Origin of the sequence: Pseudomonas sp. TNT3 (genome assembly GCF_010095445.2) — a bacterium.
Classification (GTDB): Bacteria; Pseudomonadota; Gammaproteobacteria; order Pseudomonadales; family Pseudomonadaceae; genus Aquipseudomonas.
The window spans coordinates 35305-51358 of sequence record NZ_WFGV02000045.1 but is presented as its reverse complement, the minus strand read 5'-3'; the positions used below and the strand labels follow the sequence as shown (position 1 = coordinate 51358).

The 16054-nt window shown below is 58.4% G+C and carries 14 protein-coding genes; 7 read left to right on the top strand and 7 right to left on the bottom strand.

Translation table 11 applies throughout. From position 1 onward, the window contains the following. Positions 1-215: 215 nt before the first annotated feature. The 3 genes from GBC55_RS22740 to GBC55_RS22730 are packed head-to-tail and all read left to right on the top strand — an operon-like array spanning position 216 to position 3775. Entirely contained in the window at positions 216-875 is a 660-nt protein-coding gene (locus tag GBC55_RS22740; RefSeq protein ID WP_162439713.1) for a paraquat-inducible protein A, read from the top strand. After that, positions 862-1479, top strand: coding sequence for a paraquat-inducible protein A (locus tag GBC55_RS22735; protein WP_162439712.1), 618 nt, complete (start codon positions 862-864; stop codon positions 1477-1479). The genes GBC55_RS22740 and GBC55_RS22735 overlap by 14 nt, the downstream gene beginning before the upstream one ends. Beyond that, positions 1472-3775 (top strand): MlaD family protein, encoded by a 2304-nt coding sequence (locus GBC55_RS22730; protein WP_162439711.1) that lies wholly within the window; start codon positions 1472-1474, stop codon positions 3773-3775. Before GBC55_RS22735 ends, GBC55_RS22730 begins: the two co-directional genes overlap by 8 nt. A gap of 65 nt (positions 3776-3840) precedes the next feature. On the opposite strand, the gene mksF is transcribed toward GBC55_RS22730, so the two are convergent. Genes mksF through mksB form a run of 3 tightly spaced genes read right to left on the bottom strand, consistent with a single transcriptional unit; the run spans position 3841 to position 8646 of the window. Continuing rightward, positions 3841-6681, bottom strand: coding sequence for an Mks condensin complex protein MksF (gene mksF, locus GBC55_RS22725; RefSeq protein WP_162439710.1), 2841 nt, complete (start codon positions 6679-6681; stop codon positions 3841-3843). Beyond that, positions 6678-7379: an Mks condensin complex protein MksE gene (mksE, locus tag GBC55_RS22720; protein ID WP_162439709.1), complete on the bottom strand. Its 702-nt coding sequence runs from the start codon at positions 7377-7379 to the stop codon at positions 6678-6680. The genes mksF and mksE overlap by 4 nt, the downstream gene beginning before the upstream one ends. Next, a complete protein-coding gene (gene mksB / locus GBC55_RS22715) occupies positions 7369-8646 on the bottom strand; it encodes an Mks condensin complex protein MksB (protein ID WP_162439708.1) in 1278 nt (425 codons plus the stop codon). The genes mksE and mksB overlap by 11 nt, the downstream gene beginning before the upstream one ends. Positions 8647-8853: 207 nt before the next feature. Between mksB and GBC55_RS22710 the strand changes: the two genes are divergently transcribed. Both GBC55_RS22710 and rimI read left to right on the top strand, forming a co-directional pair. After that, positions 8854-9594, top strand: a complete 741-nt coding sequence (locus GBC55_RS22710) for an energy transducer TonB (RefSeq protein ID WP_162439716.1) — start codon at positions 8854-8856, stop codon at positions 9592-9594. Then, positions 9587-10039, top strand: coding sequence for a ribosomal protein S18-alanine N-acetyltransferase (gene rimI / locus GBC55_RS22705; RefSeq protein WP_162439707.1), 453 nt, complete (start codon positions 9587-9589; stop codon positions 10037-10039). The genes GBC55_RS22710 and rimI overlap by 8 nt, the downstream gene beginning before the upstream one ends. A 119-nt stretch (positions 10040-10158) precedes the next feature. Here the strand turns inward: rimI and GBC55_RS22700 are convergent, their stop codons facing one another. Continuing rightward, on the bottom strand, positions 10159-10563 hold the full coding sequence (locus GBC55_RS22700) for a serine kinase/phosphatase (protein WP_162439706.1): 405 nt from the start codon (positions 10561-10563) through the stop codon (positions 10159-10161). A 152-nt stretch (positions 10564-10715) separates the two neighbouring features. On the opposite strand from GBC55_RS22700, the gene can reads away from it, so the two are divergent. Continuing rightward, positions 10716-11360 carry a carbonate dehydratase gene (gene can / locus GBC55_RS22695; protein ID WP_162439705.1) on the top strand — a complete coding sequence of 215 codons (645 nt, stop codon included), beginning with the start codon at positions 10716-10718 and terminating at the stop codon, positions 11358-11360. A 5-nt stretch (positions 11361-11365) separates the two neighbouring features. On the opposite strand, the gene GBC55_RS22690 is transcribed toward can, so the two are convergent. Together GBC55_RS22690 and GBC55_RS22685 are read right to left on the bottom strand one after the other, a co-directional pair. Beyond that, the gene (locus GBC55_RS22690) at positions 11366-11890 is read right to left on the bottom strand and encodes a lysine methyltransferase (protein WP_162439704.1); all 525 of its coding nucleotides are present in this window, start codon (positions 11888-11890) and stop codon (positions 11366-11368) included. A gap of 224 nt (positions 11891-12114) precedes the next feature. Next, positions 12115-13533, bottom strand: coding sequence for a TIGR00366 family protein (locus GBC55_RS22685; protein ID WP_162439703.1), 1419 nt, complete (start codon positions 13531-13533; stop codon positions 12115-12117). A gap of 181 nt (positions 13534-13714) precedes the next feature. Here GBC55_RS22685 and GBC55_RS22680 point away from each other — a divergent pair, with 181 nt between their 5' ends. After that, positions 13715-15112 (top strand): PLP-dependent aminotransferase family protein, encoded by a 1398-nt coding sequence (locus GBC55_RS22680; protein WP_162439702.1) that lies wholly within the window; start codon positions 13715-13717, stop codon positions 15110-15112. Here the strand turns inward: GBC55_RS22680 and panB are convergent. Then, complete coding sequence (gene panB, locus GBC55_RS22675; RefSeq protein WP_162439701.1) at positions 15097-15915, bottom strand: 3-methyl-2-oxobutanoate hydroxymethyltransferase; 819 nt, start codon at positions 15913-15915, stop codon at positions 15097-15099. The two genes, GBC55_RS22680 and panB, sit on opposite strands and share 16 nt — an antisense overlap. Positions 15916-16054: the final 139 nt, after the last annotated feature.

Below are 16054 nucleotides of genomic sequence, written 5' to 3'. Positions count from 1 at the left end.
GTGAAACGATGCATCGCCGATGGTAGTGTGGGGTTTCCCCATGTGAGAGTAGGTCATCGTCAAGATTAAATTCCGAAACCCCTGTTTGCTAACGCGAACAGGGGTTTTGTTTTGTCCGCAGGAAAGTACTACGAAAGCGTCGGTACAAATTTGCACAGTTATTTTTGAATAAGAACACTAGAATAGGCCCAACTTTTTCGAAGTCAGAGTCTTTTATGCCAGATCCGGTTGACGCCTCAGGGCTGTCAGAATTACCACTGGACGATTTGGTGGCGTGTCATGAGTGCGACTTGCTGATGCGCAAGCCAGCACTCGCACACGGCGAGAAAGCGTTGTGCCCTCGCTGCGGTTACGAACTCTATGCCAATCGTCATAATGTCGTGCAACGAAGCCTCGCCTTAGTCATCGCCGCCCTGCTGCTTTATATCCCTGCGAACTTTCTACCCATCATGGAGCTCAATTTACTCGGGCAGTCGTCCCATGACACGGTCTGGAGTGGGGTTGTTGGCCTGTTTGATACCGGCATGCAAGGTGTAGCTGTCGTGGTGTTCCTCTGCAGCATGGGAATTCCACTGGCCAAGTTACTCTGCCAATTGGCCGTGCTATTGAGTATCCGCTTCGATATAGGTCGAAGTTACGGTTTGTTGCTCTACCGCATTTATCACCATTTGCGAGATTGGGGAATGCTTGAGGTCTACCTGATGGGCGTACTGGTGGCGATTGTAAAACTGGCAGATATGGCAGCTATTACCGTGGGCCTTGGCCTGGTGTGCTTTATCAGTTTGTTGTTGGTCCAGGTCTGTTTGGAGGTCGTCATGTCGCCTCATCAAATCTGGCAGGCGTTATCGGGAGAAGATGCTCATGCGGGCGATTGATGCGGGCATTCTGATTTGCATTGAATGCCATGAGTTGAATAAGCAGGAAGCTGACGAGCAGATTTGCACCCGTTGCGGTGCGCTGGTACATGCCCGTCGCCCGAACAGCCTGGTACGTACCTGGGCGTTGCTGATCACGGCCGCGATTCTCTACATACCAGCCAACCTGTTGCCGATCATGACTGTCAACTCGCTTGGTCAAGGTGACCCCAGCACCATCATGTCGGGTGTCATCCAGTTGGTTCAGCACGGCATGATTCCCATTGCGGCGGTGGTTTTTATCGCCAGCATTCTGGTACCGACATTCAAACTGGTGGGCATCGCGCTACTGCTGTTTTCCGTACAAAGGCGCCAGCCTCTTTCGGCCCGGCAGCGCATTGTGATGTACCGCTTTATCGAGTTCATCGGCCGATGGTCGATGCTGGATATCTTTGTGATTGCCATCCTCGTGGCAGTAGTCAATTTCGGACGGCTTGCCAGCATTGAAGCCAATCTTGGCGCCATCGCCTTCGCCAGTGTGGTGATTCTGACGATGCTTGCCGCAGTAACTTTCGATCCCCGACTGATTTGGGATAACACGGAGTCGGACGACGACCATGACTGATTTGCCTACAGCGAAAACCCGACCGGCCTCCAACTGGTCTGCTATTTGGGTATTGCCCCTGATCGCTCTGATCATTGGCGGCTGGCTCGGATGGAGGGCTTACAACGAAACTGGAATCGAAATTCTGGTGCGTTTTGAAAGTGGTGAAGGCATCCAGGCCAACAAGACCGAAGTCGTCTACAAGGGGATGTCGGTCGGTAAGGTCAAAACCCTTAAACTCGACGACGAAGGCTCTTCCAAAGGTGTGATAGCCACTGTCGAGATGAACAAGGATGTGGAGCAGTATCTGCGCACCAGCACTCGTTTCTGGCTAGTCAAGCCGAGCGTGACCCTGGCCGGTATCACCGGTCTTGAAACCCTGGTTTCGGGCAACTATATCGCTGTCAGTCCCGGTGAGGGCGAGCCCACTCGCAAGTTCAAGGCACTGGCTGAGGAACCGCCATTATCCGACGCCAAGCCTGGTCTGCACCTGACGATCAAGGCTGATCGCCTCGGCTCGCTGAACCGCGGCAGCCCCGTGTTCTATAAACAGATCAAGGTCGGGCAGGTCAAAAGCTACCTGCTGTCCGAGGACCAAAGCACCGTTGAACTCAAAGTGTTCATCGAACCCACTTATGCCAATCTGGTGCGCAAACACACACGTTTCTGGAATGCCAGCGGCATCAGCATCGACGCGAATCTGTCCGGTGTAAAAGTGCGCAGCGAATCCCTCGCCAGCATTGTCGCGGGGGGTATCGCGTTCGCCACACCAGAAAACCGCAAGGACAGCCCGCCTACTGATCCAAGTTTGCCGTTCCGCCTCTACGAAGACTTCGACGCGGCTGCGGCTGGTATCCGCATCAAGGTCAAACTCAGTGATTTTGAAGGTCTGCAGGCAGGTCGTACGCCGGTTATGTACAAAGGAATTCAGGTTGGCAATCTGAAGGCGCTCAAGGTCGATCCGGACCTGACTGCTGCCACTGCAGAACTCACTTTGGACCCATTGGCCGAAGACTATCTCGTCGACGGCACGCAGTTCTGGGTCGTCAAACCTTCGATCTCGCTCGCTGGCATCACCGGCCTAGAAGCCCTCGTGAAGGGAAACTACATTGCTATCCGTCCCGGTGACAAAGGTGCCGCGCCGCAACGAGAGTTCGTAGCACGACCCAAGGCCCCCCCTCTGGACTTGCGTTCACCGGGTCTGCATTTGGTGTTATTCACCGAGAACCTGGGTTCGTTGGAAGTCGGTAGCCCGATTCTCTACAAACAGGTCAAGGTAGGCTCCGTCCAGAGCTATCAGTTCTCTAAAGCCAAGAAGCAATTGGTAATCGGTGTACACATCGAGAAAGAGTACGAAGGCTTGGTTAACGCCTCTACACGGTTCTGGAACGCCAGCGGTATTACGCTCACAGGCGGATTGACCGGTGGCATTCAGGTGAAAAGCGAATCCCTGCAAAGCCTGATGGCGGGCGGCATCGCTTTTGAAACCCCGCAAGCCAAAGCGCCGCTGCAGAAGCGTATTCCACGGTTCCGTCTGTTCGCCAACCATGATGAAGCGAATCAGAAAGGCACTGTAGTGACCATTAAGGTGGATCGCGCCGATGGTTTGCGCAGCGGTACTCCGGTCCGTTTCAAAGGTTTGGATGTCGGCAAGATTGAAGACGTTGATCTGACCGATGACCTCCAGTCCGTGATGCTCACCGCGCGTATTACCGAGGTGCCCGAGCGCATCGCTCGGGCCGGCAGTCAGTTCTGGGTGGTCAAACCGGAGTTGGGTTTGATCAAGACGTCCAACCTCGAAACCCTCGTGACCGGCCAGTACATCGAAGTACAGCCAGCGCTGAAAAACCTGGGCCCACAGAAAAACTTTGTAGCCTTGTCCAACCCGCCAGAAGCGGTGAAGCAGGAACCAGGGTTGAGTCTGGTACTCAGCGCGGCTCGTCGCGGCTCGCTGAAAACCGGCGTCCCGGTGACCTATCGCGAAGTGACCGTAGGCAAGGTGACAAGTTATGAACTGGGTCAGACGGCTGATCGCGTCCTGATACATATCCTGATCGAACCGAAGTACGCGCCACTGGTGCGTAGCGGTACGCGCTTCTGGAACTCCAGTGGATTCGGTTTCGACTATGGCCTGTTCAAAGGCGCGACCATGCGCACTGAATCTCTGGAAACGCTGATCCAGGGCGGCATCGCGTTCGCAACGCCGGATGGCGATCGCATGGGCAATCCTGCGCGTCCGGAACAGACGTTCCCGATGTTCGATAAATTTGAAGACGAATGGCTGACCTGGGCGCCAAAAATTCCCCTCGGTAAATAAGCCCGACAAAAAAGGCCGCGATCCATTGGATCGCGGCCTTTTTTACGCCCATCGATTAACGCAAATCAGACTGCATCCAGCGCAGCCTCATCCGCTTCAACGCTAACGACAGCCTTCACCTCATCGTGTCGACGGATGTACTTCCAGTCCGCTTCATCGATATAGATTCCGTTCGGCCCGCTACCACCTTCAAGGTCAATCGCCACACTGGCGCAGACCTGCGGCTTGACGCTCGCCAGAATCGGCACAAAGCCCAGTTGCAGACTTGTTTCGAGTAGCGCTGCCTGGTTCTTCTCGTCGATGTCAGCAGCTTCATCGAGGTAGTAAGGCAAGCGCACGCGACCGGCCTGGTCACGGTCCATCAAGTGCAGCAACAAGTACATGTTGGTCAGCGCTTTGATGGTCATGGTCGTGCCGTTGGACGCGGCCCCGTCGATGTCGGTGTGAATCACCGGTTGACCATTGACCTTGGTGATCTCGAAGGCAAGTTCAAACAAGTCCTTCAGACCCAGCTGGTTGTGGTTCGCCGCTACCAGGCGTGCCAGGTATTCCTTGGCCTCTTCGTTCTTGTTGTCCTGATCGGCACTTTGGCTCAGGTCAAAAACGGAGAGCGTCTCGCCTTCTTCGTACTGGCCGGCGCTGTGGATAATCTGATCGATGTGTTTGAGCGCTTCCTTGTTCGGCGCGAGCACGATGCGGAAGCTCTGCAGGTTGGAGACCTGACGCTTGTTGATCTCGCGGTTGAACAGCGCCAGTTGGTGCTCAAGGCTGTCGTAGTCGCTGCGGATATTGCGCAGGGTTCGGGCGATATCTGTCACGGCCGCACGGCGAGCCTTGCCGAGGGTTAGCGCTTCATCAGTGCGATGCGCGTACGCGTTGATCAGCAGTTGCAGGCGACGCTCCATATCGTCTTCGCTGTCGAACTTGGCCACGCCCTTCAGACGGACCTGAGCGTAAAGCGCCTCGATCTGGCCATCGCTGCGCTGCAAGCCCTGCCAGCTGTCCTGATAGTCATTGAGCAGCGGCAGCAGGTTGTCCATGGAATCGTCGATCGGGTCCATGAATGGCGTACCGAACGGCAGATCTGCCGGCAACAACTGGCGGCGGCGCAGGGCGTCGTCGAGGGTGCGTTGCTTGGCTTCCATGTCACCGATCTGCCGACCGACCAGTTGCAGCTTGGCCGACAGTTGCTGGACGCGTTCGGTAAACGCATCGCTGGAGCGTTTCAGCTCGTCCTGCGCCGCTTCCATCTGCGCCAGTTGCTCAAGCTTGTCACCTTCTTCGGCACTCAAGGTTTGTGCGCGACGGAAATCTTCCAGGGCTTTCTGCGCATCCAGCACTTGCTGGTACAACGCTTCGGTCTGGGTCTTGCTGGCCGCGCGGTCGGCCGCGACGGCTTGCTGTGTCTTGAGTTGCTTGAGTTCTTTATCCAGACGCTCTTTCTGGTCCCGCAATGCGGCGCGATCGGCCAGCGCCTGCAGGGCTGGCGGTTCGATGTGCGACAGGTCGATGGAAAGCCCCGGCACTTCGAAGCGCTCACCCTTGAAGCCATCAAGAATCAGCTCCATGGATTTGACCCACTGACCGTCTTCATCCAGCGCGATGCCATGCTCGCCCAGCGGCAAGCTGAACAGCGCGCTGTTGAACAAGCGCATCAGGCGTTCGACATCCTGCTGAGAGAACTCTTCGCGCAGTCGGGCATAGCTGTTGTTGTCAGCGTGATCGAGCTGCTGCTTGACCGACTTCAGGCGTTTCTCCAGGTCGCGCAGACGCTCTTCAAGGTCTTCGGCGCTGAACTGCCGCGATTGTGCCAGCGCACCGGCCAGCTCATCGTGCGCGTCCTTGGCAGCCAGCAATTGCTGCTCCAGGACTTTGACGTCATCAACCAAAGCAAAGCGATGCTTGAGTACCGACAGTTCTCCGAGCCAACGCTGGATGCCGGTGATTTCCCGCTCCAGGCGCATCAGCTCCTGTGTGCCGCCACGCTGATCGTTTTGCAGCGCGTCCTGTTCATTGCGGTAGTGTTCGGCCTGAATCGTCAGCTCTTCCTTGCGTGCACCGGCGTAGTCCGCCCAAGTGCCCAGCAGGGAATCGAGCAGCGGCGAGATCCGGTGCAATTTGCCGCGCAGGATATTGCGCTGGGTAACCCCTGCGGCGAGCGCTTCAACCAGCGGACCGGCCGTCACCAGCGAGTTGTAGTCCTGCTCCATGCGTCGAACATCACGAAACGCTTCTTCGCACGCCGCGATGTAATCGACACTGCCCGAACGCAAGCTGTGTTCGAAGGCATCGAGGAACAGTTGCTTGAGCTTGGCTGCCGTGATTTCGCGCATGTGCAGCAGGTTGATGAACAATGCGCGGAAGGTCTTCAGGCTCTGCTCGCTGGTGGAACGCAGCGGGATCAGCGTCAGGTCGAGCGGAATCGAGGTGTGGCCGCCGACGAGCAAACGCCGCAGTTCATCGGGCTTGAGCTCGTAGGCTTTGAGGCCTTCACGTTCAAGGTTGGTGAACAGTTCTTTCTGGCGCAGGCAGGTGTCGTTTTTCTGGTAATGGGCCAGATCCAGTTTGCCGGCGTAGGCGAAGAACTGGTGACCGAAACCACCGCCCGGGCCGCGACCGACGACACCGATCACGTGTGGCCCATGAGGCAGCGAAACTTCGACCAGGATGTAACTGGTGTCCGACGCGAAGTAGAAACGGCGGGACTGTTCGAGGCTGTACTTGCCGAAACTCATGTCCGACATGCGCGCCAGAATCGGGAACTGCAAGGCGTTGATCGAGGCAGATTTACCGAGGTTATTCGCGCCGTAAACCGACAGTGGTTCTTCCAGCGGGAACAGGCCGAGGCTGTAACCTGCAGTGTTCAAAAGGGCAAAGCGGCGAATGCCGTAGCGTTCCTTGCTCATGCGTCGGTCTCCTGTTCTTCGGCAATGGCGCGGGCCAGCGCGTCTTCTTCGCTGTCTTCCGCGAAGTCACTCAAGTCCAGCGGGTCATCAGTTTCCAATAGCTTTTCGTCGCTGTCGTCATCGATCAAGACCGGGACCGGCAATGGCAGCACGCTGTGCAGGCTGGCCGCCAGATCGCGGTCTTGCTGGACCGACAGGCAGACATCGAGGAATCGGTGCATCGGTGGCAGGAAACGGTAGATGCCGTTTTCTTCGCCGGCAAAACCGAGTTGGGTCATGCGACGCATGATTTTTTCTTCGAGTTCTTCGACGGTCTGCACTTCTGCCTGAATAAACAGGTCGCGGTACTTTTCAAGCAGCGAAGGCAATTCATCACGGCCGAGGCTGCCGCCATCCAGCACGGCAACCGGGTCGCGCCCCTGGTCGGCCAGATGCTCGACGAGGATAAAGGTGAACAGCGCCAGTCGCTGCGCAGTCTTGTTCACCGCCGCAGCGGCGAGGTCCGGCACGAAGTAATAGAAACCACGGGTGTCGCAGACCAGTTCAAAACCCAGCGCCTTGAACAGCGTGCGGTACTGATCCTGGAAATTCGATAATTGCGCATACAGTTCCGGGTCGCGGCGGCTGACGTGATAGCCCTTGAACAGCTCGCGGAAGATCGGCGCCAATTGAGACAGTTCGGATAAATCAAGATGCATGTGGGGTGCTCGCAGAATCCTCGGCGGCGGTATCGCGGGCCGAGAGCAGGGCGAAGGAGCGCAGGCTGACCTGATGCTCATGAGTGTGGTAATCGCGGCGTTCCAGACGCTCACGTGTGAAGCGTTTTTCCCGCGACAGGCGCGAGAACCAATACAGCAATTCGTCGGTGGCGCCGTCCGGTTCCTGCTCCAGCAACCAGGTCATCAGGTCCGGCATCGGCAGTGCATCTTCGCAGCGTTCGAGCATCTCCCGAACCGTGCGTGGCGCGCGCGGCGCTTCGCCTTTCTGGGTCTTGTGGGCCTTGGGGAAGCGCGCAGGTTTCGGCTCGAATCGGGCCAGCGCATAAACGTAGGCTTCGACCTGACTGGCGCTGCCGAGGAAGGTGCTTTGCGGGCGGGTGAACATCGGCATGGCTGCTTGCGGCACTGCATCGATGCCTTTACGCCGGATGGCCGCGAGGGCCAGCGCCGCGCCACGGGTCACGGCGTTGTGGCGACGGGCTTCTTCACGCAGTGGCAACAGCAGTTCGCGAGCATGACGCAATGTCAGCTGGGCACTGGTCTGCATTTCCAGGATACGTGCGTGGGTGCGCAGCAGCATGTCGTCGTCGACCAGGTGACCGATGCGTTGCTGCTCGGAGAGCATTCTCAGTAAAACATTTTCGACCTTGCGCACGCCTTGTTCGAAGGCGCCATCGGCATTCACCAACTGGATCATCGGCTCGACGTATTCGTCCCACGTCGCCAGCACTTCGGCGTAGCGCTGGCGCAGCGGGATTTGCCGGTCGCTGGTCTTGGCGCGTTCGGCCACGGCCACCAGGGCCTGTTCGTCGTTGGCAAGTTTCTTCAATACATCTCGTACACGCATGTCGAGCAGGCGCAGCTGGCGCGCCAGGTCGCTGCCGTCACGAATGTCGAAGGCATCCTGGATATAACCGGCGAGGCGCTCGAGGTGCCGCAGATAGGCCTCGATCTCCAGGCACAGGCCCAGACGGTGCTCACGACGCAGGTACGCAAGGAAGTCGTGAATCTGCGCGTTGAGTTCGAACCGGTTCGGGCTTTTTGCCACGGGAACCAGAATGTCGAGACGGATCCACACATCCAGCAGGCTGGTGATGTCCTGCGGCGTACTGTCAAGTTGCTGGGCGCCCAGTTGTGTGCGCAGTTCGTTGAGGCTCAAGGTGCCTTGGTCGAAGTGCTCGCACAGTGGCTCCAGAAGTGCCCAGTGTTCAGCGAGGGCGCGCAAGACGCGCTTGGGTTCGATCATCGGAATGGCCGGCTGGTTGGCGAATAAAAGCAGCGATTGTACTGCATCACGTTGGTTGCGATTCACTCTCAAGACGGACAGTCGGCTTTCTGTCGATCAACAACGGGCGATCTTGGACGAAGGGCGGTAGAATCACCGCACTCTCAGTTATCCACAAGTGGCCGACCTTTGCTAATCGAGTCTCGTCGCCGCGCTTACTTGACCGCCATGCAGGTGGTCAACTGGCTGCCGCGCACTGAATTGCCTTTTGCTGCGCCTTCGCGGCCCGAGCTGTTGGAGCTGCCTGAGCCTTTGGTCGAGGCCCCGATTGTTCAGGCTCCCGTGGTGGACGCGCCGGTAGAACCCACGATAAAGCCCGCCGAACGGGTAAAAATCGAGGTGCCGCGACCTTCGTTGGCCAGCACTCGCACGAACGCGAAAGTTGAGGAAGAGGAGGCGCCTGCCGCCATCAAGGCGCCGGTTGTGCCGCCTCCGCGGTTCGCCCTGCAGTTGCTGCGCGCCGGTCGTTGCCTGTTGCTGGTCGAGTTACCCACAGGCGAAACGTTTCAAACCCGCGACCCTGCGTACCTGTTGCTCAAGGACATGTTGCGCGCCGCCGGCCTGCCGGACAGCCCGCAAATCGTCGGCGAGCCGGTGCGTTGGCCGCTGTTGGTGCGTGGCACCATGGACCAGGGTCCTGAAGCGGCTCGTGATTTTGTACAAGGATTTCTCTCGGCCCGACTGGAAGACGCACCCTGCGTCTGTGTGTGGCTGATTGGCTTGCCGGCAGTTCGTTTCGCCGGTGAGGCGAATGCCGAATCCTTCAACCGTGAACTCCAGGTCGAAGGCCTGGGCTCGGTCTGGGCCCTGCCGGGTCTGGAACTTTTAATGGAAGAGCCACAGCGTAAGGCTGATGTCTGGCAAGCCATGCGTCGGCTGATGGCGCGCTGGAAAGAATCAAATGAGTGACGCTGTAACGTTCCGCCCGATGGTTGAAGCGGACATGGACGCTGTCCTGAAAATCGAATACGCGGCGTATAGCCATCCCTGGACCCGCGGGATTTTTCTGGACGGGCTGGGCAAGTACCAGATCTGGCTGATGTTCGAAGGCCAGCAGCAGGTGGGGCACGGCGTGGTGCAGATCATCCTCGATGAAGCGCATCTGCTGAACATCACCGTCAAACCGGAGAATCAGGGCCGAGGCCTGGGGTTGACGCTGCTGGAGCATCTCATGTCGATTGCCTACAAGGCTGAGGCGCGGGAGTGTTTCCTGGAAGTGCGCGACAGCAATCGTTCGGCATTTCGGTTGTATGAGCGCTATGGATTCAACGAGATTGGCCGTCGCCGGGATTACTACCCGGCGGTGGGCGGGCGCGAAGATGCGGTAGTCATGGCCTGCACGTTGGTCGATTGAATAAAGCCCCGTAGGAGCTGCCGAAGGCTGCGATCTTTTGATCTTCCTTAGTCGCGACCTCTTAAGATCAAAAGATCGCAGCCTTCGGCAGCTCCTACAGGGGAATCTGGACTAGTCGATCAGCGATTCCCATCCAGCGGATCGCGCTTCGCCAATTCAGCTTCATCCAGACCGTTACCGCCGCCAATGTCGTCTTCATCGACAATGCTCAAATCCCAATCCGCCTGACCCCCTTCACCCGCTTCCTTCGCATCACGAGCACCGTCCTCACGAATCAGCGTCTCAGGGCTCATGTCATCATCTGTGGATTCGTGGTCATCGGTGGAAGCCCCGGTCATGCCGGCTTCGCGCACACGCTCGCGGGGCATCAGTTGCTCACGCTCGTTTTCCGGAATTTCTTCGCCAATTTTTGCGCTGGGTTCATCGTCGTCGAAATCCAGCTCATGCATCGAACCCATGCGGTCTTCTTTATCATCGATGGGCTCTGGCTGTGTCGCATCGAACGGACGTCGTGAATCAGTCATGGTAATTCCTCATACTGTGGGCCTTACTAGGGTGGACCCACAGGGCTCATGAGAATTCCGCCGGCGTGCAACACCGGCTATCTGCATCTCGCGCGTGACCCCGACGGATGGTTGTCTGTCATAGAAGCGCATCATTCTCGAGGCTTCACTGCATGAACGAATTACAAGATCTGATTAATAACAACGAGCGCTGGGCTGACGCGATCACCAAAGAAGATCCTGACTTCTTCGCCAAGCTGGCCCGTCAGCAAACGCCAGAGTACCTGTGGATCGGTTGTTCCGACGCCCGCGTACCGGCGAACGAGATCGTTGGCATGCTGCCCGGCGACCTGTTCGTCCACCGCAACGTCGCCAACGTCGTGCTGCACACCGACCTCAACTGCCTGTCAGTGATTCAATACGCAGTGGACGTGCTCAAGGTCAAACACATCCTCGTCACCGGCCACTATGGCTGCGGCGGCGTGCGTGCCTCGATGCAGGACCGCCAATTGGGACTGATCGATGGCTGGCTGCGCTCGATTCGCGACCTTTACTACGAAAAGCGCGAAGAACTGGCCAAGTTGCCGACCGAAGAAGAGCGGGTCGACCGTCTCTGTGAACTCAACGTCATTCAGCAAGTGGCGAACGTCGGTCACACCAGCATTGTGCAAAACGCCTGGCACCGTGGACAGAAACTGTCGATTCACGGCTGCATTTACGGCATCAAGGACGGCCGCTGGAAAAGCCTGAACGCGACCATCAGCGGGTTCGAGCAGTTGCCGCCGCAGTACCGCCTGCGTCCGATCGAGGCGCAGTAACGGCCTCACTCGAGCGTTCTTCGACGCCAGTGTTGGAGGAACTCTCGGCCATTGTCGTTCGGCGATTCATCGTAACCGGTGATCCAGCCACGGCAATCGGGACTTGCGCAGCGGCAGGCAAACTGTCGCTGCAGCCGGTCTTCCGTCGCGGCGAAGTCCATCGTCAGGCGATCACCTTTCCTGAGGTCCTTGAGTGCCCATAACCACAGCTCGCTCATGTCGAGAAAGACGTTAGGGTCGCAGGAATGGCTCAGCAAGCCACAGAAGCGCGGGTCATAGATATGAATCCCCGGCGCCAGCTGGCGGGTGTTTCGCGAGCGATAGGGTAGAAGTTGCCCCGAGACCCGGCAGATGCGAGTGATGCGCGGAAACTCCCGTAAAACTGCGACAGCCACGGCTGATCCCTCTGCGCAGTGGATGATTTCAAAGTCGTTTCTGGACGGGAATCCAAGGCGAAGTGGCAATTCTACGAAGGGGTAGATACCTGGGTGTGATGGCGGGGGCAATCCATGTTCGGCGAGGGTTCTCATAACATTCCTTGTCTGTTGAGTGCCGCGACTTCCACCTGCCGACTTCTTGTCAGCCCTGCTGCACGTGGGTACGTCTCAAGTCTTTAGCAAAACAATCAAACGGTCTACTGACACAAATGACAGAGGAAATGAGCCATTTTCCGCGTCAGCCTGGGCTTACGCGGCAATGCTCCTTTGACTTTGATGTGACTGCACCTACCTCACAGCAGGTGCAATCAGTGGCGTTACGGCATCACCGGCGCCGTATACACCAGCGTCGTCCCCAGCGCCCACAGCAGAAACAGCACGATCGGCGTGTGTACGAGCAGTTGCACGAACGAGAACCCGATCAAATCCCGAGCCTTCAACCCCAGCACACCCAATAGCGGCAGCATGTAGAACGGATTGATGAGGTTCGGCAGGGCTTCGGCGGCGTTGTAGATCTGCACGGCCCAGCCCAGATGGTAATTAAGGTCCGTGGCCACCTGCATGACGTACGGCGCTTCGATGATCCACTTGCCGCCACCGGAAGGAATGAAGAACCCCAGGATCGCCGAGTACACCCCCATCAACAGCGCGTAAGTGTCGTGGGACGCAATACTGACGAAGAAGGTTGAGATGTGATGAGCCAAGGTCTGGGCGTCCGTGCCTTTGACAGTGGTCATCAGCGCAGCGATCGAGCCGTACAACGGAAACTGGATCAGCACGCCCGTAGTGGTCGGCACCGCCCGTGCGACTGCGTCGAGGAAGCTGCGGGGCCGCCAATGCAGCAATGCTCCGAGCATCAGGAACAGGAAGTTGTAGGTATTCAAGCCGGAAATCGCGCTGATCGCCGGTTTGGTCGAAAACTCATGGAACAGCCACCCCGCAGCCAGCAGCGCCAGCAGAATCGTCAGCAACGGGCTGTGCTCCAGCCATTCACCGGGACGGGTGCGCGGTTGCAGGGGGGGCAGATTGAAACTCGGGTCGATGCCGCACGCTTTCGCATCACGTGCGGTGTTTGGGCCGGGGGCGGTAGCGTAGGCAATGATCAGCGAAATTATGATCAGCGCCAGCAACAGCACGCCGGACTGCCAGAGAAAGATTGTCTGGGTAAAGGGAATCACGCCGGTGATCGACAGGATCGAGGGCGGCAGGCTGGCCGGGTTGGCCTGCAATTGCGCAGCGGATGACGAAAGACCCAGAGCCCACACTGCGCCAAGGCCCAGATAGGCAGCTGCACCGGCGGCGCGGTAGTCCATTTTCAGATCGGTGCGGCGGGCGAGGGCGCGTACGAGCAAACCGCCAAACACCAGCGACAAGCCCCAGTTGAGCAACGAGGCCACCATGGAAATCAGCGCCACCCAGGCCACGGCGGAACGGCCGTTTTTCGGGATGCGCGCCAGTCGGTCGATCAGTTTCACCGCGGGTGGCGAACTGGCGACCACATACCCGCCGATCACCACAAACGCCATCTGCATGGTGAACGGGATAAGACTCCAGAACCCGTCACCGAAGGCCATGGCAGCGTCGGTCGGTTTGGCGCCCATGGCCATCGTGGCCACGGCGACAATGATCACCGCAAGGGCGGCGAACACCCAGGAGTCGGGAAACCAGCGCTCGGCAAAGCTCGAGCAACGAAGGGCAAAGCGGGCATAGCGGCTATCGTCGATTTCAGCGGCCACGAGAGAACCTCGAATTTTTATGTTTATTGTGGTCTTCAGGGCTTCACAGGCCCGTCTGGACAGGTGCCAACAGTAAATCAATCGAGATGATTATGCGGCGCTGTTTTGCTCTTTGGAGCGATTGCGTCGGGTCCGTCTTGGGAGGATGCTGCGCCGTGCCTCCCTCAAGGAATGACTGCGATTGAACAAGGACAGCACTTTTGCCTATCAGGCCGTGTATCGCTACCTGGTCGAGCTGATCGACTCAAGCGCAGCGGATGGCGAGATGAAACTGCCGTCACTGCGACAGTTGGCGTTGCGCCTGAACGTCTCCGTGTCCACCACCAAATATGCGTATGCCTTGCTCGAAGACGAGGGGCGAGTTTATTCCCGACCCAAGCTCGGTTACTTCTATGCGCCGACATCCTTCGCGCAGCCGCTACCGTCAACCAACCTGCTCGACAATGTCTACGCCAGCGCGCGTCAGCCCGGCATGCTGGCGCTGTGCAGCGATGCGCCGTCGATGTTGTTGTCGCTGGAAAATCCGCTGCTGATGATGGAACGCGAGCTGTTGCGGCAATACCCGCGCACGGCGGTGCCGTTGTATCAGCCTTTCGGCGAGATCGAGTTGCGCACCGCGCTGGCTGAGCGATACACCCGATCGACCGAGCATTATTGGCGCCCGGAGCAGGTGTATATCGGTGCCGATGTGCGCAGTGTTTTGCAGATGTCGCTGGCCGCACTGCAATTGTCCGGGACAGCGGCATTGGTCGAGTCGCCATGTTCCTGGGTGACCCTGCGGCAGTTGCAGGCGGCGAACATTCGGGTGATTGAGGTGCCTCTCCAGGCGGATGGACGCTTGGACCTGCAACGTGTCCACGAGGTATTACAGCGTGAAAACGTGGCGCTGGTGGTGTTCTCATCGGCGGTGAGCACTCCCCATGGCAGTCTGATGCCCGCTGCGGACAAACAGCAGCTGTGCAACTGGCTGAGCGAGCGGGGTGTCTGGCTGTTCGAAAACGACAGCTACGGCGAGTTCGGTTTTCACGCAGACCCGTCGCGTATGCGCGATTTTGCCGACCTCGACAGACTGCTAGTGTTTTCCACCTTCGATAAGGTGATCGGCCCGGAAGCGCCCTTTGCCTACGTGCTGGTGCGTGGGCAAGAGGTGGCAATGCAACGCCAGTGCCTCGACCGGGCGTTTCGCCTCTCGCCGATTCGGCAAAAAGCGCTCGCCCGTTTGTACAGTTCACGACGGGTCGATCAGCACGCTCAGGTCGTGCGAGGTCTGCTGAGCGAGCGCATGACGCAGATGACCGGGTTGCTTCGAGCGCATGCCGCCGACCAGCTCAATGTGGTGACAGCGGCCGGGGGCGCGACGCTTTGGGCGCAGTCGGTACACCCGGTGGATATGCGCCGGGTGTACGAGCGTCTGCTGGCCAAAGGCATTGTGATCGCGCCCGGCGAGTTGTTCAGTGCGCAGGGGCTGTGGCGTGATTGCTTGCGCCTGAGCTACACCGTGGACTGGAGCAAGGACATCGGTTTGGCCGTGAAAATGCTCGCCGAGGCCATTGATCAGGAACGTCAGCTGACGCCGTAGCAGTGCTGCATCTGTGGAAACTGGCCGTTGCGCACTTCGTCGGCAAAACACTCGAATGCCTGGCTGATCAGGGCACCGACATCCGCATAGGGTTTGACGAAGCGCGGCACATGTTCGCCGCCGAGTCCCAGGATGTCCTCGGTGACCAGCACTTGCCCGTCGCAGGCCGGTGAGGCACCGATGCCAATGGTCGGCATCGCTGAAAAATCGCTGATGCGCCGCGCAAGAGGTTCGGCGACACCTTCCAGCAACAGACTGAAAGTCCCCGCTGCGAGGTGTGCGCGCGCATCTTCCTCGATGGCGGTGGCAGTCGCCTCGTTCAGGCCCTGAGCCTTGAAACCGCCCATGACGTTTACGTACTGCGGCATCAGGCCAATGTGCGCCATCACCGGAATGCCACGCTGCACCAGAAACTCAACGGTGCTGGCCAAGGCCTTGCCACCTTCAAGTTTGAGCGCATTGCAGCCGGTCCGCGCCATGACTTCGGCACAGTTGCGGTAGGCCTGTTGCGGTGATTCCTGATAGCTGCCGAACGGCATGTCGGCAATCACACAGGCCAGCCGAGTGCTGGCGACGACCGCACGGGTGTGGCCGATGATTTCTTCCAGGCTCATGTCCAGCGTCGAGGTGCGGCCATAGCCAACCATGGCTGTTGAGTCGCCGATCAGCACGAAGTCGACGAAGGGGTCCATCAACTGCGCCATCGAGCGGCTGTAAGCCGTCAACGAAACGATCTTCTGCTGGCCTTTCATGGCCACCAACTGTGGAACGGTCAGGCGTCTACTGCGTGAATGGCTGCTCATGGAGGCTTTCCTGTGGGTTGGAAAGCGCTCGATTATTAGCTTCACGAACGCGAATTCAATGCACAGAGAACGGCTAAAAACCAACCCAGAGGGCAGTTCAGGTTGTCCGTGAGCGCTTTTGCGTAGACCATGGGCGCCT

What these genes read in the sequence shown, in the direction of transcription:
- GBC55_RS22730 (WP_162439711.1), top strand. Translation starts at nt 1,472, where the DNA reads ATGACTGATTTGCCTACAGCGAAAACCCGACCGGCCTCCAACTGGTCT.
- GBC55_RS22690 (WP_162439704.1), bottom strand. Translation starts at nt 11,890, where the DNA reads ATGAGAACCCTCGCCGAACATGGATTGCCCCCGCCATCACACCCAGGT.
- GBC55_RS22735 (WP_162439712.1), top strand. Translation starts at nt 862, where the DNA reads ATGCGGGCGATTGATGCGGGCATTCTGATTTGCATTGAATGCCATGAG.
- GBC55_RS22710 (WP_162439716.1), top strand. Translation starts at nt 8,854, where the DNA reads ATGCAGGTGGTCAACTGGCTGCCGCGCACTGAATTGCCTTTTGCTGCG.
- panB (WP_162439701.1), bottom strand. Translation starts at nt 15,915, where the DNA reads ATGAGCAGCCATTCACGCAGTAGACGCCTGACCGTTCCACAGTTGGTG.
- can (WP_162439705.1), top strand. Translation starts at nt 10,716, where the DNA reads ATGAACGAATTACAAGATCTGATTAATAACAACGAGCGCTGGGCTGAC.
- mksB (WP_162439708.1), bottom strand. Translation starts at nt 8,646, where the DNA reads ATGATCGAACCCAAGCGCGTCTTGCGCGCCCTCGCTGAACACTGGGCA.
- GBC55_RS22700 (WP_162439706.1), bottom strand. Translation starts at nt 10,563, where the DNA reads ATGACTGATTCACGACGTCCGTTCGATGCGACACAGCCAGAGCCCATC.
- mksE (WP_162439709.1), bottom strand. Translation starts at nt 7,379, where the DNA reads ATGCATCTTGATTTATCCGAACTGTCTCAATTGGCGCCGATCTTCCGC.
- GBC55_RS22740 (WP_162439713.1), top strand. Translation starts at nt 216, where the DNA reads ATGCCAGATCCGGTTGACGCCTCAGGGCTGTCAGAATTACCACTGGAC.
- rimI (WP_162439707.1), top strand. Translation starts at nt 9,587, where the DNA reads ATGAGTGACGCTGTAACGTTCCGCCCGATGGTTGAAGCGGACATGGAC.
- mksF (WP_162439710.1), bottom strand. Translation starts at nt 6,681, where the DNA reads ATGAGCAAGGAACGCTACGGCATTCGCCGCTTTGCCCTTTTGAACACT.